The organism is Collinsella sp. SGI.180 (assembly GCF_050313455.1).
GTDB lineage: Bacteria > Actinomycetota > Coriobacteriia > Coriobacteriales > Coriobacteriaceae > Collinsella.
This window is the reverse complement of the sequence record NZ_JBNPLL010000006.1, coordinates 109,050-124,626: the sequence shown is the minus strand read 5'-3', so window position 1 is coordinate 124,626 and position 15,577 is coordinate 109,050. Positions and strand designations below refer to the sequence as shown.

The window sequence follows — 15,577 nt, the reverse complement described above, 5'->3', positions numbered from 1 at the left end:
CTGCCTCCACACCGGAGCGCCCTTCCCCTTCGATTGGATACCCGCCTGGCCTGGGACCTGTTGCGGGTTAGGCCTATTGTTCGCTTGGATATCCCAGGTCAGACGCGTATCCAATTGCCGAAAGTTCCCGGTCGTATACGCGGCCGTCTTGATCGGAGTATCCATGTACCAGCGTATTTAATTACTGCGCTGGAATAGAACACATGTTTGATAAATTAATTTAGCATCAGACAGCGGGCACGGTTTCAATCGAATCCGTGCCCGCTGCTGTATGTGTGAGCAGTGTGAACAGGGGACGTAGCCCCGTTCACACCTGGACCCATGTCGGCACCGGTCAATGTCCACGATGCTTCTGCTTACGCTTCAGCTTCCGCTGCTCGAAGCGCGCCGCTTGGGGCTCGGGTCGCTTCTGTCCATCAGGGATGCATTCACGAAGGTCCTCATCGCCCGCGCGGGAGTTCGAACGCGCGCAAATCGATCCGGACGCAAGCGAAGCCCCAGTCAGCTCCATGACTTATGGGAAAGCCACCCTTTGCAGGCTTCTTACCCTTGTTGTGGCGGTTGTTGTTTACGGTGTTGTTTGCGTTCGCATTGGCAGAGGAGCTGTCGCCGTTGCCCCTCCGTTTTCGTCAGTACCGGGCTGGGTGGTTGCCTTTCAGCCTGCATGCAAGGTGAGCTCGGGCCCAGCGCCGTCTTTTTATAAGCGCTTTGGCGAAAACGTCCTGCTTATCAGAAGGATTTAGTCCCAATTAAGAAAGGAGCGGAAAGAGAGCCATATGCAATAGCAATGATTTTGCTATTGCATCTTTTGCTTGCATTTGCCTTAATAAATCCAATATTAAAATAAGACGCAATCGTATCCTTTTACCAAATCTGAGCAAGCGCATGCATGTCCCAGCTCAGATTCAAAAGACTTTGAAAGCGAGATGCCATGAGCAAAAAATGCAGGGTGCTAACCTTTATCGCTGCAGTGACACTCTGTGCATTGACTATGCCGATATCGGCCTTCGCGGCAACCACATTCGAAGTTGGCAGCGGAGAACAATTCAAAGAAGCGGCAGGCAAAGTAAACGCTGCCGCCGAGGGTGAGTACATCATTGAACTCACCAACGATATTCAAACTGGGGAAGTTGTGTTCTCCTCTTCGTGTCCTGTAAGTATTGTTGGCAACGGACACACCGTGACGGTTAATCCGAACAACAGGATTGCCGTAAATCGGAATGCTCAATTGAACTTGGGCGCGGCAGACGGTAGTGACACGCTAATAATTAGCGGTGGAAACGTGCAGTGCGGCGATGGACCTGGCATGTTGTATATCGAAGGCACGTGCAATATGTACCACGGCGTTACCATTGCCGACCGTATAGGCAATAACTACTTTGGCGGCGGCGTAACCGTACGGGGCGGCACCTTCCATATGTACGGCGGCACTATCGATAACTGCGGCATTACCGGCGGATCCGTTTGCTATGGTGGAGGCGTTGCGGTTATCTATGGTGGCTCATTCATCATGGACAGCGGCGAAATCAAGAATTGCTTCGTCACTTCTCCCTACAAAGACGACTCGATCTATCCCATTATCACGTCTGTCGGCGGCGGCGTATTCGTTTCCGGCGGATCTTCGTTTGTCATGACGGGCGGAACCATTTCGAACAACAAGGCAAACGAAATGGGAGGCGGCGTTGCCGTTGTTGCATCGAGAACAGAAGTCAGCAGAGGATGGGGCAACCTCGAGAGCTCCGCGCAAATCCTTGGCGGTACCATCAGCTACAACGAAGCACACGACGGCGCAGGCGTGCTCGCTTCCGCGTATTTTTACACCGATGCAAGGAACCTGTGCGCTTCCACCCCGAGCGTAGGCGCCGCCGAAAAGCCGGGTCTGTTCCTTGAGAACACCACCATAACCGAAAACACAGCGAATCAGGACGAAGGCTACGGCGGCGGTGTGCTTGTAGTGAGGATGAAATCACCTGCCGCAGCAGAAATTAGCGACTGCACGATAACAAAGAACAGCGCCGCTAAAGGTGGCGGCGTTGCATCGTATCTTTACGACACCAGCTTGACCGTCGACGGATGCACCATCACCGGCAACATGGCGTCAAATTACGGCGGAGGCTTTGCCGCAGAATCGAATTCCCGCGAAGGCGCAGGCACCACCATCACCAACACCAAACTGTGCAACAACAGCGCGGGTAAGGCGGGTTCCGACGTCTACCTGAGCGGCTCTGTTGCAAAATTGTCAGCCGCAAAAGACATGAACGAGCCTTACCTGGGCAAACCCGATGACGTGACTAACAAAAAGATTGATGGTTGGTATCTTGACAACGAAGGTGCCCGCTACACAACGCAGACAAAAGATCAGCGTAGCGAGTACTCCAACTATGCCAACATCGGCTCCGATGGCAAGGTTTATCTGGTTGCCGCCGCAAATCCGTCTTTGGTAAAAATCACCTTCGCGAATGAAGACGGCACCATTATCTATAGCGAAACCTTGTACGAGATCGGCACGAAAGCAGACGAAATTGAGGTACCCACTCCTACGAAACCGTCTGACGACAAGTACGACTACGTGTTCGATTCGTGGGACAAGAAAATCACCGACGCGACAGAAGACGTTGTCTACAAAGCCAAGTTCAAAAAGGTGCCCAAGAACAATCCGGGCAATTCCGATGCCGGCAAACCCGACGCGGGCGCCCCAGGCAACAACACCCCTGGCGCGGGCGGATCTCAAGCTAACGGCAGCAACGCGAACACCGATAGCGCTATTCCTCCGGTGGGTGATCATACGGCAACAGTGCTTGGCGCTGCTCTGACCGGAACGGGTGTGCTTGCATTGGCAGCTGCAATCTGCGCGCGCAAAAGAAAGCGCATCTGATAAAACAAGGCGCTCTCTTTTCGCTTGCCGCAAGAAGTCGGTACCGCGTGGGTGCGAACTGCGGCCCAAACTTATACGGCTCAATAAATAAGCTGCAAAGGACTGGCCCCGGATTTTCTCCGGGGTCAGTCCCTTCAATTTGACCCGACTCCTCCGAGCGTTTCAGTGGGTTGCGTAGACGTCGAGGTCAGTCATCCCTAAAGGGCCCGAAGTCGAATCACGTCCGCTCAGATCTCGTCCTTGATATAGCCGAAGGCCTGTTCGGCCGACTCGCTATTCAGGCGGTTGTCCTTGATGCCTATTCCGAAGGACGCAAGCGAGCGATATCAAGTCGTCGCGATTCCCAATGCTCATCTTGACCGCGTGCCATTTGGGCAGGCGGCGCATCTATGGCTCCCATGTTGGTTTTCGACGTTGTATAAGGCAATCGCAATCGTCTTGAGCTTCTTTAGGGAACTTGAACAAGAGATATGGCCTGCTGGCGATTGATTAACTCCATTCGTTTTGGTTACAAGAAAACATACTGCGCGCCTGCAGCATGAAGAAGAGGGAATCTATATGAATATCGTTGTATTGAGTGGCAGCCCGCGCAAGGGTGCCAATACCGACACCATGGTCGAGGCGTTTGCCGAGACCGCGCGTGAGGGCGGCCATACGGTCGAGATCATCCGCGTTGCCAGCAAGAAAATCGCCGGTTGCCTGGGGTGTCAGTATTGCTTCGCCCACGAGGGCACTTGCGTGCAGAAGGATGACATGGCCGATGTGATCGAGTCGTTGCAAGACGCCGATATGGTCGTCTTCGCCTCGCCTATCTACTGGTTCGATATCACCGCGCAGGAGAAGGCCGCCATCGACCGCCTGTACGCCTTCGGTGCTACGGGCTTCCCGTTCACCAAGACAGCCCTTTTGCTCGATAGCCACAGCGAGGGCGTCTATGATGCGACGATCGCTATGTACAAGTCGACCTGCGCGTACTGCAAGTGGGAGGACCAGGGCATTGTCACCATCAGCGGTATGACCGAGCGCGACAGCATGGCCTCCTCGCCCAAGTTGGAAGAGGTGCGAGAGCTCGCTCGCAAGCTCGCCTAAGGACAAGAAGAACGCATGGCAATCGGTGTTGGTGGAAAATGCTTGCTATCCTTACCAAGAGGAATGCTGATTACCATGCGTTGATGCTTCCGCGGACAATTCCGGCGTGCTAAAACGCCTTCTCGTTCAAGAATTCCCTGAACGCGGGAATGTCAAAGCCAACGAGACCACGCCCTCGCTCTCCGATGACGCCGTCCTCGAGGAGACGGCGTTTATATTGGCTTGCATAGTTGCCGGCAACGCCCATGCGTTTGGCTATCTCCGAGACCCTGCTGGGGCCAGAGTCGGGCAGCATCGCGAGCAAAAACTCAATGTCTTTATCGGAAAGCTCCCGATAGGTCGTTTCGAGAATTCGATCGCGCAGCTCCATACGGGCAAGCAGAGAACCCTGCTGGACATCAGGTGCGCTGATTTTGGGCGAGTTCTCCGAAACATCCCATGTGCGATATCCGACGAGCTGCATCATGTAGGGGAATCCGTCGACGGCCTTCACAGCATCCTCGAGCGCTTCTGGTGTGATTGAACGTCCTCCGGCCTCAACAGTTTTGCGAAACGCGTTTGCAATTTCAACGTCAGTGATTCGTCCTAACTGATGATATTGGGAACGCCTGAGGAACGAGACGGAATCGTTACGCAGCAACGCCGATACTTTGTAGGGCAGTCCTGCCATGAGTAGGGCAACTTTTTTACCTTCGCGTACAAAGTGCTGGTAAACAGAGGCAAATTGAAGCATTTCTTCGAGATCGACGGTGACTTCATCGATGGTGATGAGAAGTCCGATGTCATGTTTTTCGAGTTGCTTAAAGATACCATTCATGCGTGTGCGCCAGTTGCCCTGGGCCTCTTGAGCATATGTCCAATCGATGCCCATTGGACCAATTTGAACGCCGTTTATGCGCGCGTGACGCTGTGAGAGATAGCTATCTGCGGCTTCTTTGGTTCGCTCGATAATATCTTCGAGCATGCCTGGCATGGCGGAGACATTTGCTGCGATCCAGCCGTGTTCAAGCGCCGTTTCTGAAAGGAGCGAGAGAAGCGCCGTCTTGCCCGTTCCCCTTGCTCCCGTAATAATAGTCGACAGGTTGGGATCTCCCGGGCCGTTGATAAAGCCACGGTTGATGTCGCGCAGGATATGCTCGCGACCCGCTAGAAAGGGAGGGACGCTTCCAAATGTTGGGGTAAAGGGGTTCTTGCTGTACTCCATGGTAGCTCCTTTGCAAGTTTTGCTAATTTTTGCAAGTTTTGCTAACTTTTGCAAGTTTTGCTAACGACAGACCAAAGGGCATCGAAGCAGTGGCGCTGACATGTTGTTTTACGCAGAAAAATAAGCAGAAATCAATTTATCTGCGTTAAAAAATAGTTGAGAAGAAAAACGACGAGTCCCGGGCGCAATGCCGTTGCGTTCCGGGCCTCGTCGCTTTGCGAAGTGTCTAACGATCTCGTTGCCGTCGTCCTAGTCAAACAAACTCGGCATGTCGTTTTCTTTCATGAGGGCACCGGCAGAGGGGAGACTCTGCGCGGTGAACTTCTCTGCCGAGACGCCGGCGCCAAGGATCTCCTCGGTCGTGCCGACGGTGGTGACCGAGCGACCCTTCTTGGCGGTAAAGGCCTGGACGCCCTGCGTGTTGGTGGTCGTCTTGGTCTTGAGCAGCGACGTGTTGAAGTTCATCAGGCGGTAGTCGCTCGAGACCAGCGCGATGTCGCGGTCTTCCTTGAGCACCTGTGCATACAGCAGTTTGCTGCCGCCGTAGATGGCGTTCTTGAGGCGCTTGCGGTTGGTCTTGGTAACGTATCCGGCAAGTGCGACACGCACCACGCGGCCGTTCTCAAAGACAAACAGCACGTCGGCCTTGTAGTCCTCGGGGTCGATGACCCAGATCACGCTCTCGTCGGGTTCCATCTCGAGGTCGGTGGGCAAGTACGAGCCCAGCTGGGCCGACTTGGTGTCCTCAAACGCCGCAACCTTGCACTTGTATACCTGGCTCTTGTTGGTAAAGACCAGCAGTTCGTGGGTGTTGGAGGACGGGAACTCGATAAAGGGTTTGTCGCCGTCTTTGTACTTGAGCGCCGCAGCCTTCTTGAGCACGCGGTCGGTCATCTTCTTAAGGTAGCCATCGCGCGAGAGCATGATGGTCACCGGGTACTCCTCGACCTCGGGCTCCAGGCTTACCTCGATGACCTCGTGGGGCTCGATCCTGCCCGTGCGGCGCGGCATCACGTACTTCTTGTTGACCGCGGCCAGCTCGTCGCTGATGACCTTCTTGATGTTCTCTTCGCTGGAGAGGATCTCCTCTAGCTCGGCAATCTCGCCCTCAAGCTTAGCGATGTCCTTGGTACGGTTGAGGATGTACTCCTCGTTGATGTTGCGGAGCTTAAGCTCGGCAACAAACTCGGCCTGGGTCTCGTCGATGTCGAAACCCTTCATAAGGTTGGGCACGACCTCGGCCTCGAGCTTGGTGCCACGGATGATGGCGATGGCCTTGTCGATGTCGAGCAAGATCGCCTCGAGGCCGTGCAGCAGGTGCAGGCGCTCGGACTTTTTGCCCAAGTCAAAGTTAATGCGGCGACGCGTGGACTCAATACGCCACTTGACCCACTCGTGCAGGATCTGGCGTACGCCCATAACGCGGGGGTAACCATCGACCAACACGTTAAAGTTGCATGAGAACGAATCCTGCAGCGTAGTCGAGCGATAAAGCTTCGCCATGAGCTTGTCGGGGTCGACACCGCGCTTAAGATCGATGGCGATACGCAGGCCCGAGAGGTCGGTCTCGTCGCGGATGTCAGCGATCTCCTTGACCTTGCCCTCTTTGGAGAGCTTGACGATGCGATCGATGATGACATCGGTCTTGGTGGTGTAGGGGATCTCGTAGACCTCGATAATGCGCTCTTCGGGAATCCAGCGCCAGCGGGAGCGGATCTGGAAGCTGCCAAGGCCGGTCTCGATAATCTTTTCCATCTCCTCGCGGCGGTAGATAATCTCACCGCCGGTCGAGAAGTCGGGCATGGGCATGTACTCGAGCAGATCGCAGTTGGGATCCTGCAGGTAGTGCATGGTGGCGGTGCAGACCTCGTTGAGGTTGAAGCCGCAGATGTCAGACGCCATGGCGACGCCGATGCCCTTGTTGGCCGAGACAAGGATGTTGGGGAACGTGGTGGGCAACAGGCGCGGCTCCTTCATGGCGCCGTCGTAGCTGTCGACAAAGTCGACCGGGTCCTTGTCGATGTCCTTGAAGATCTCGGCACTGATGGGGGAGAGCTTGGCCTCGGTGTAACGTGAGGCGGCGTAGCTCAGGTCACCCGAATAGTACTTGCCAAAGTTGCCCTTCGACTCCACGAAGGGGGCGAGCAGCGCCTCGTTGCCGGTGGCCAGGCGCACCATCGTCTCGTAGATCGCGGCGTCGCCGTGCGGGTTGAGCTTCATGGTTTGGCCCACGATGTTAGCGCTCTTCTGGCGCTCACCTTTGAGCAAGCCCATCTTGTACATGGTGTAGAGCAGCTTGCGGTGCGAGGGCTTAAAGCCGTCGATCTCGGGGAACGCACGCGAGACGTTGACGCTCATGGCGTAGGGCATGTAGTTGACCTCGAGCGTCTGCGTGATCGGCTGATTGGTGACCTCGGAGTGCAGGCCGATGACGTTCTCGGCGTTGACCTGCTTTTTCTTTGGCTGGTTCTTCGTCTTCTTCTTTGCCACGATTTCCTCTTGAACTTCTTATGGGCCGTCGTTATCGATTTGCTGCTACTGCAGGTCCAGCTGGTCCAGGTATTCCTTGCCGTGCTCCGAGATATGGCGCTTGCGGCCCGCCTCGTCGCTGCCCAGCAGAAGGTTGAACATGGTCTCCATCTTGGTGACGTCTTCGGACTCCACCTTGATCAGACGACGCGTCTCGGGGTTCATGGTGGTGAGCCACATCATGTCCGGGTCGTTCTCACCAAGACCCTTGGAGCGGTTGATGGAGCACTTCTGGTCGCCGATCTCCTTAAGAATGCCGTTCTTCTCGAGCTCGGTGTAGGCAAAGTAGGTCTTTTCTTTGCAGTTGATCTCGTAGAGCGGCGACTCGGCGATATATACGTAGCCTTCGTCGATAAGCGTGGGCACCAGGCGATAGAGCATGGTGAGCACGAGCGTACGGATGTGATAACCGTCGACGTCGGCGTCCGTACAGATGATGACCTTGTTCCAGTTGAGGTTGTCCAAGTCGAAGGCGCCCAGGTTCTTGATGCGCTTGTCCTTGATCTCCACGCCGCAGCCCAGCACGCGCATGAGGTCCATGATGATGTCGGACTTAAAGATGCGCGGATAGTCCTCCTTTAGGCAGTTGAGGATTTTGCCTCGGACGGGCATAACGCCCTGGAACTCGGCATCGCGCGAGGTGCGAATGGCGCCTGCTGCCGAGTCGCCCTCTACGATGTAGAGCTCGCGACGGCTCTTATCCTTGGAGCGGCAGTCGATGAATTTCTGCACGCGGTTGGCCATGTCGGTCTTCTGCTGCAGGTTGGTCTTGATGCTCTGGCGCGTCTTCTCGGCATTCTCGCGCGAGCGCTTGTTGATGAGCACCTGCTCCATGATCTTGTTGGCGGCATCTTTGTTCTCGATCAAGTAGGTCGAGAGGCGCTCCTTAAAGAATGCCGTCATGGCCTGCTGGATAAAGCGGTTATTGATGGCCTTCTTGGTCTGGTTTTCGTAGGACGTCTGGGTGGAGAAGCAGTTGGTCACCAGCACCAGGCAGTCCTGGACGTCCTGCCACTTAATGCCGCTCTCGTTTTTGTTGTATTTGCCCTGTTGCTTAATGTAGGCATCGATGGCGCTGGTGAGGGCACTGCGGGCCGCCTTTTCGGGTGAGCCGCCGTTCTCGAGCCAGGAGGAGTTGTGGTAGTACTCCTGCATCGTGAAAGTGCGCGAGAAGCACATGCAAGCAGTGATTTTTACGTTGTAATCGGGCAGATCCTCGCGATCGCGACCGCGACGGTCGGCTTCGATAAAGAAGGGCTCGGTAAGGTAGTCGGTACCGACCTTCTCGAGCACGTAGTCCTCGATGCCCTTGGGATAGCAGAAGTCCTCTTCGGAAAACTCGCCGTCGTCGCCCTCGATGCGCAGCCGGAAGGTCACGTTGGCGTTGACCACGGCCTGGCGGCGCATGGTCTCGCGATACCAATCGTGGGGGATGCTGATGGAGGTAAAGACCTCAAGATCGGGGCGCCACTTGATGGTGGTGCCGGTGCGGTCCTCGTCGCTGGGCTCAACCTCGAGTGCTTTCTTTTTGGCGCCGACGACCTTGCCCTTCTTAAAGTGCAGGGAGTACTTGTTACCGTCGCGCCAAACCGTGACGTCCATGTACTCGGAGGCGTACTGGGTTGCGCACGAGCCCAGGCCGTTGGTGCCGAGCGAGAAGTCGTAGTCGCCGCCCTGGTTGTTGTTGTACTTGCCGCCGGCGTAAAGCTCGCAAAAGACGAGTTCCCAGTTAAAGCGCTTCTCGGAGGGGTTCCAGTCAAGCGGGCAGCCGCGGCCGTTGTCCTCCACCTGAATGGAGCCATCGCGAAAGGCGGTAAGGGTGATGAGCTTGCCGTAGCCCTGGCGCGCCTCGTCAACGGCGTTGGACAGGATCTCGAAGGCGGCATGCGCGCAGCCGTCGAGCCCGTCCGAGCCAAAGATGACGGCGGGGCGCAGGCGTACGCGCTCCTCGTCCTTGAGCTGACGAATACTGTCGTTACCATAGTTTGCGGTGTTTTTTGCCATGCTCGCTCTCTCGATGCTCCTTTGCTGCGTTTTAGTCATATAGATAGTCAAGGTAGCATAGCCCAGCCCTTGGGCGATTCCAACCAACACGAAATCCATCGAACAATCGTTCGGAGTTCGATGAGGATTCGTTTACTCGCACAAAACCGAGTCGGTATTGTGCGAGTAAGTTTGAATAGCGAACCGAAGTTGTAATGTCCGCATAGCGATGACGAATGAGCCGAGTCGGCGTCTCTCACAAAAGTAACTAGGAGCTAGCGGGGCCTATCCGAATTGACCTCATTGGCGGTATCGGCTTCGAGCGCCGTGCGGCGGGCGCTGTAGGCGACGAGGCCGGCGCCTGCCGCGGCGAGTGCTGCAGCGGCTGCCGTAAGGGGAGCGCATGTATCGCCCGTGCCCGCAAGCGCGCCCGCTTTTCCGGGGCGCTTGCTATTGTTGTGGTCCTTGCCGCTGCTGGAGCTGCTTCCGCCGGAGCCGCCGCCCTTGTCAGTACCGCCGCCACTCGAGCCGCCACCGTCGTCCGCCGTCATCGGTGCATCGTGAAGCCCCGTCGTATCCGCGCTGTCGCATACGCCGACCTGAACTTCTGAGCGTTCGCATGCCGCGTCGGGCACATGAAGCTCGTGCAGTACGGCACCCAGCGCCGAGTTTGCACCCGGCCGAATTTCCTCGAGCGTTACGGGATCGAGCGCCACCAGATTATGCGCCTTCGCATACAGCGTTACGCGTTTGCCCACTTCGTCGCTCCAGCTCTCGGGGATGGCAAAGCTCATGCGGAACTGTGCCGTGCAACCCGGTGCCAGCACGGCGTTGCCGTTGTCGGCTACCAGCGGGTGCGTTGCAAAACGTGCGCCCAGCGTCTCGAGCGCGTACTTCACGTGTGCCATGTCTTTGGCCGAAGCATCCTCGGCAAGCTCTGGATCGTAGATCGAAACCATGCGTGCGTTCAGTCCGAATCCGATGGATGCGCTGGAGAACGGCTGGCTGGAGCCCTCTCGGTACAGATCGATCGTGCCGGCGGTCAGCAAGGTGTTGCCGTCGTTTCGCACCGTGACCATGAAGGATTCGCCTGCTGCTCCGGGTACCACCGCGCCCGAGGTAGCGACCGCGCCCGTCGGAGTGGCACACGCCACCAAGGGCACTTCGATGCCGTGCAGCTCTGCCTCGCTCTTCTCCGCGCTCACAATGTGCGTGGCGAGTGCGGAGAGCATGCCTCCCGACGTCAAAAATGTCGTTATCTGATCGACGGGATGGTCCAGCTCGCACATCACGAACGGCTCCGTGAACAGATCGCCTGCCAAGGTGCTGGCGAAGATGCGGAAGTGCTTGCCCATCACTGCTACCGGGTTGCCTTCTTCGTCGTAGGTTTGTCCCACCTTGCCATCGGTGTTCTCTACATAGAGCACGCACCTGCCGTTGTTGCTTACGCTAAACGATGCCGGGCCACAGCCTGCGGCACCCACGGGCTGCGTTGCAAATGCCGATGCGCCTCGCGTCCAAGTAATATGCTGCAGTTGCTCGTTGACGGTTGCCAAAAAGCCCGAATGTTGTGGCCATGGCACCGCATGAGGTACCGTGGCGTCTGGTGACATAACGTCCCAGCACGCAATGGACTGGCCGATCACGGCGTACGATGCGCAGCCGCAACCGTCTGCGGTCTCGTACGCAACGGACACCACCATTTTGCCGTTGATATTCTCGGGCTTGCCCAGCTCGATACTCGACGGTGCTTGCGGAAAGCGGAGGACCTGACGGAACGTGAGACTGTCGCCCAAATCATCCGACCACAAGGTAAAACATTCCAGCGCAACCTCGGCCTCGCTGCCGAGCGCCTTTTCTGCGGTGGTTCCGCGGCGGTGGAGGTAGGCACCCGACAGGCGCCCGTCGACGAGCGTCTTGCCCACCGTGATACGCGGGCACTGCAGACAATGGTAGCCATCCTCCTGAAGGCGGCCGCGCGAGATGCTGCGCCACGACGTATACGACACCACGCGAACTTCGCTATTACTTATGCGCAGGCGCACGACGGACAGTATGCCGGCTGTGCTTGCCGTATCGAAAAGGGTGTTGTCACCGGCGGGGCGCTCGCCCGAGATCAGCAGCACGTAGGCGTCCTGGTTTCCTCTTCCGTCCGTATATTCCACCACGTCGAAGTCGTAATCGAATATGCCGTCGCGCTCCACGTCGCCCTCGCCAAACCCAAGGGGAAAGTCCACGGGAGTGGGAGCGGACCACGTGCCGTTTGCCTTTGTGTGCACCACCAGGCGCGAGCGGCCATTGTCGCCGTAGCGCACCGAGGCGATACGGAACAGACATTCTACGCCGGCAATCATTGCCAGCTTCATGTGGGCTTCGCTGAGCACGCCAGCAAACAGCACGTTGTCGCTCGAGGGTTTTATGCCGCCACGCTCGTCCTCCGATACACCAGCAGAATTGGCGTTGGGGTCCGCAGCGGCGTCCTTCGCCTGCCCGATATAGGTGTACTCATACATCGGCGCGGCGTTTTCTATCAGTGTATGGACGAAATGCTCGATCTGTCCCGTGTCGTCGCTTTCTGCATCCGCCTCGAGCTCAATGCGCGTGACCGCTTGATCCCAATCGCGCACGACAGGCGCGACGTTTACGGCAGTGGCCTTAACCTCGGCGCGTGCGAGCAGCTCGGCGTTGGTGACGATGGTGGCCGATGCGATAAATTGCGGCACGCCGCCTGCCTCGGCGTTGCCGGCCGTGCCGAAGCGGGCATCCAACGTGTAAGGCGTATCTCCACCCAATGCGAGCTCAGAGCGCTGGAGCACATACTGGTTGCCATTGTTCACCGACATATTCCACGAATCGAGGAGTGTGGGCCACGACCCCGACCAAGCCTTGGTGGTCCACTTGAACATTACGAACTGGAGTATCACATCGACATCGACGTCTGCACCTACGCGCAGTCGCGGAAGCTGGTGTCCATCTGCCTTCTCGTACCCAATGAACAGCGTGAGGGATGCGGCGCCGCGCACGGCAGACGAAGCGACGCCTGCAACGCCGGCGCCAAAGGTGACGGCAAGCCCGATCTGGATGGTGAACGAGCCCGAGGTGTTTGAATAGTCGAGCGAAATGTTTTTAAAAAACGCCGCGCCGCTGCCGTGCGTGTGGGCACCCACGGCGAGCGCCAGCTTCGCCAGCACCCAGGGGTTGACGTTTAGGAAAAACGGCACCGGTCCTAGGGTAAACTGCTCGGTCCAATTGAGGTCGGTTCTTACCTGGAAGAGGGCCTTAATATTGCCAAATGCGGGGTCGTTGTTGTCACCCCAGGTTTTGCCCACCCAGTCGTAGGCGAGCGATCCGTACAGCTGTGTGGCGATATCCATCGTAAAACGCGGCGTGCAGTGGTGACGAAGCAGCTTAGTGTTCCTTGGATCGGTGCCCGAACCGGCACTCATACTTTTGTACTGATTCCACTTCCCCTCCATCTCGTCGAGGTAGCGGTTTGCCTGCTTGGCGCCCGACTCGCGCGGTGACTTCTTCCAGTACTCCGGATCCGGATTGCCCGAATCGTTCATGTAGCCGACCGGTTTGTATCCTCCGCCAAACAGCACGTATCCGGCAAAAGAGAAATTGAACAAAATGGGGAACGAGGGCATCCAGCACGTGAACTTATTGCCGCCGATTCCGGGAAACGCCGCCGGGAAATCAAACGGAGTAATCTCTTGGTCCATGGTGGTGGGGACGATAGTGGTCGAGCCCGATTCTGCCTTTGCGGCCGGCGCGGTGACAACGGCCATGTGGGAGGAGAGTGTATAGGTCTTGCCCTGATAGTCGAGGACAAAGCGCAGCTTGCATCCTTCCTCCAGAAGGCCCGAAGCTGCATCGAGGAACGTGTCTTCGAGTGTGAACGTTGCCAGATTGTCCGAACCCGATGCACTGGCCTTGACTTGGCCAATTTGCGTGACGGTTTCGGATGAGCTGCTCGTGGCGGGCATTACCTTGTTGATGCACAGCGTTGCCTGTCCACCCTGTGGCAGATGTGCCTGCACGGTAAAGGCGTGCGTGTCGGGTTGGTCGTTTCCGGCGTCGTCCTTCGGCAGTGCCATGAACGTGGCGTCGGCGTACTGGATGTCCCACTCGTCGAACGTAAGCTGGCGAAAGTACGGCTCACCGTCGGAAAGCGGACGTGTGGGCGCGGTAATGGCGGTGCCGCCCTGGATGCGCGTGAGGGGGATCTCGACATCACGGTAGCCCGCCATGCTGATGGAGATGCCACCGTTAAAGTCGTACGCGTCGAGAAGCGTTGCCTGGTCCACGTAGCCTTCCGAAAGCGGCGCGACCTCAAAGATGGCCGTGCCCTCGTCGTCGGTAGTGGCGGAGATCTGCTTGCCCGCGGCATAACGCGACGCGAGCGTGACCTGGGCTCCCTTGATGGGCATATTCTTGTTGGCGACGTCGACCACGACCACACCAAACATGGTGCGTGAGAGAACGAGCACCTTGAAGGGGTCTTCTTCGTCGGCATAGGCCTCGGTGGGGGCGAATGGCAGTATGAAGGCGTTTGCGCTGCTCGGCACGCGAGGCAGCATGATGCCTGCCAGCGAGGATGCTCCGGCGATAAGTAGCGAACGACGATCAAGCATTCTGGGCTCCCATCCCGCAAATAACGGAGGAAATAATCCTATTTTGCGAGGAGGTGCCCCGTGGCGGTAGTGCCGTTCACGGGTCAAAATGTCCAAATTGATCGAGCGAAGCGCCGGGTTCCGGAACGCGTTCGATGCGCTTGGCAGCCCGGTCGCTAACGCAACATATGCGCGACCAGCTCGGCGCGAGTTCCGATACCAAGCTTGGCATACACTCCTGATAGGCGGTTTTTAACAGTGCCCGGCGATACTTCCATGTGGCGTGCGATTTCGGCGTTGGTCCATCCGCGGCAGGCGAGCATGGCCATGGTGAACTCCGTGGTCGTTAAATCGTCGGCCACGTCCTCGCCCGAATCGGGGTTGTGGATGCGCCGCCAGCCGTAGCTGAATCGATACGTAATCTCGATGATGCGTGCGAAATCGTCAGGGTATTGCGCTTTTAGGCACACCTCGATGAGCCCCTGTAAAAGGCCGTGGTGCGCGCCAATGAGCTCGATAAGGCCGTCGGGGCGCGCAATGTCCCAAGTGGCTCCGAAATGTGCCTTTGCGGCGTCGATGTCCTTGAGGCTCATGCATGCCATGGAAGCCGCCAGGTGCAGGAACAGTTCCGAGATGGGATAGCTTCCCTGTTTCATGATCAGGGCATTTTCCACCATGCCCAGGCTGCGGCCGTATTCGCCGCGCAGATACAAGGCGTGCGCCATCACGTAGCTGGCGAACAGGCGCAGGCCTTCGGGCAAATGCGCCGCAAGCGGATAAAACTCTTCGGCGGAATACGGGGAAGGCAAGTGCAGCAGGATGCTCGCGGCCGAGGCGAACAGGATATGCATGGCGTGGACGGCAGGCGATTCCTCGTCGGCCGGCGTATCGAGGATGCCAGTAAGGCACCGGCGGGCATCGGCGATACGGTTGAGCGACAGACTGGCGTATCCGCAGATAAAGCATGCGGAATAGCGCAGTGCGGGGTCGGTGGCGTCAAGATAAGGGCGCGCCGTCTTGGCAGCGAGGGTGGCCTGTCCGCGAAAGTACAGCGCTTCTGCCGTGGCAATGGCGCGCGAATCGGGGTCGGAAATGCCTGCAACCGCAGCGTCAATCTGCCCCGGCACAAAGGCGGTGCACATCAACGGCATGGGAACGCATGGGTAGCCATCGCAGTCCATCTTCCATCTCCCAACAGCTGGCAACAATAGCAGCAATTGTACTCCTGTTACTCGGGACTGGAATTTGCGGGTATGGCATACGATTACGCAGAACGTATAAAGG

The 15,577-nt window shown here is 57.4% G+C and carries 7 protein-coding genes; 2 read left to right on the top strand and 5 right to left on the bottom strand.

Annotated elements, in window-relative coordinates; all coding sequences use genetic code 11:
* Positions 1-931: 931 nt before the first annotated feature.
* Together ACQRAP_RS04240 and ACQRAP_RS04235 are read left to right on the top strand one after the other, a co-directional pair.
* Positions 932-2,875, top strand: a complete 1,944-nt coding sequence (locus tag ACQRAP_RS04240; RefSeq protein ID WP_427747535.1) for a hypothetical protein — start codon at positions 932-934, stop codon at positions 2,873-2,875.
* Between the two features lie 558 nt (positions 2,876-3,433).
* The gene (locus tag ACQRAP_RS04235; protein ID WP_427747534.1) at positions 3,434-3,964 is read left to right on the top strand and encodes a flavodoxin family protein; all 531 of its coding nucleotides are present in this window, start codon (positions 3,434-3,436) and stop codon (positions 3,962-3,964) included.
* Positions 3,965-4,073: 109 nt separating this feature from the next.
* Here the strand turns inward: ACQRAP_RS04235 and ACQRAP_RS04230 are convergent, their stop codons facing one another.
* The 5 genes from ACQRAP_RS04230 to ACQRAP_RS04210 all read right to left on the bottom strand — a co-directional run bounded on the left by ACQRAP_RS04230 (position 4,074) and on the right by ACQRAP_RS04210 (position 15,474).
* Positions 4,074-5,168, bottom strand: a complete 1,095-nt coding sequence (locus ACQRAP_RS04230) for an ATP-binding protein (protein ID WP_427747533.1) — start codon at positions 5,166-5,168, stop codon at positions 4,074-4,076.
* Between the two features lie 249 nt (positions 5,169-5,417).
* Positions 5,418-7,658, bottom strand: a complete 2,241-nt coding sequence (locus ACQRAP_RS04225; RefSeq protein WP_427747532.1) for a DNA gyrase subunit A — start codon at positions 7,656-7,658, stop codon at positions 5,418-5,420.
* Positions 7,659-7,703: 45 nt separating this feature from the next.
* Positions 7,704-9,701 (bottom strand): DNA gyrase/topoisomerase IV subunit B, encoded by a 1,998-nt coding sequence (locus ACQRAP_RS04220; RefSeq protein WP_427728388.1) that lies wholly within the window; start codon positions 9,699-9,701, stop codon positions 7,704-7,706.
* Positions 9,702-9,955: 254 nt separating this feature from the next.
* Entirely contained in the window at positions 9,956-14,314 is a 4,359-nt protein-coding gene (locus tag ACQRAP_RS04215; protein WP_427747531.1) for a hypothetical protein, read from the bottom strand.
* Positions 14,315-14,469: 155 nt separating this feature from the next.
* A complete protein-coding gene (locus ACQRAP_RS04210; protein WP_427794976.1) occupies positions 14,470-15,474 on the bottom strand; it encodes a helix-turn-helix domain-containing protein in 1,005 nt (334 codons plus the stop codon).
* Positions 15,475-15,577: the final 103 nt, after the last annotated feature.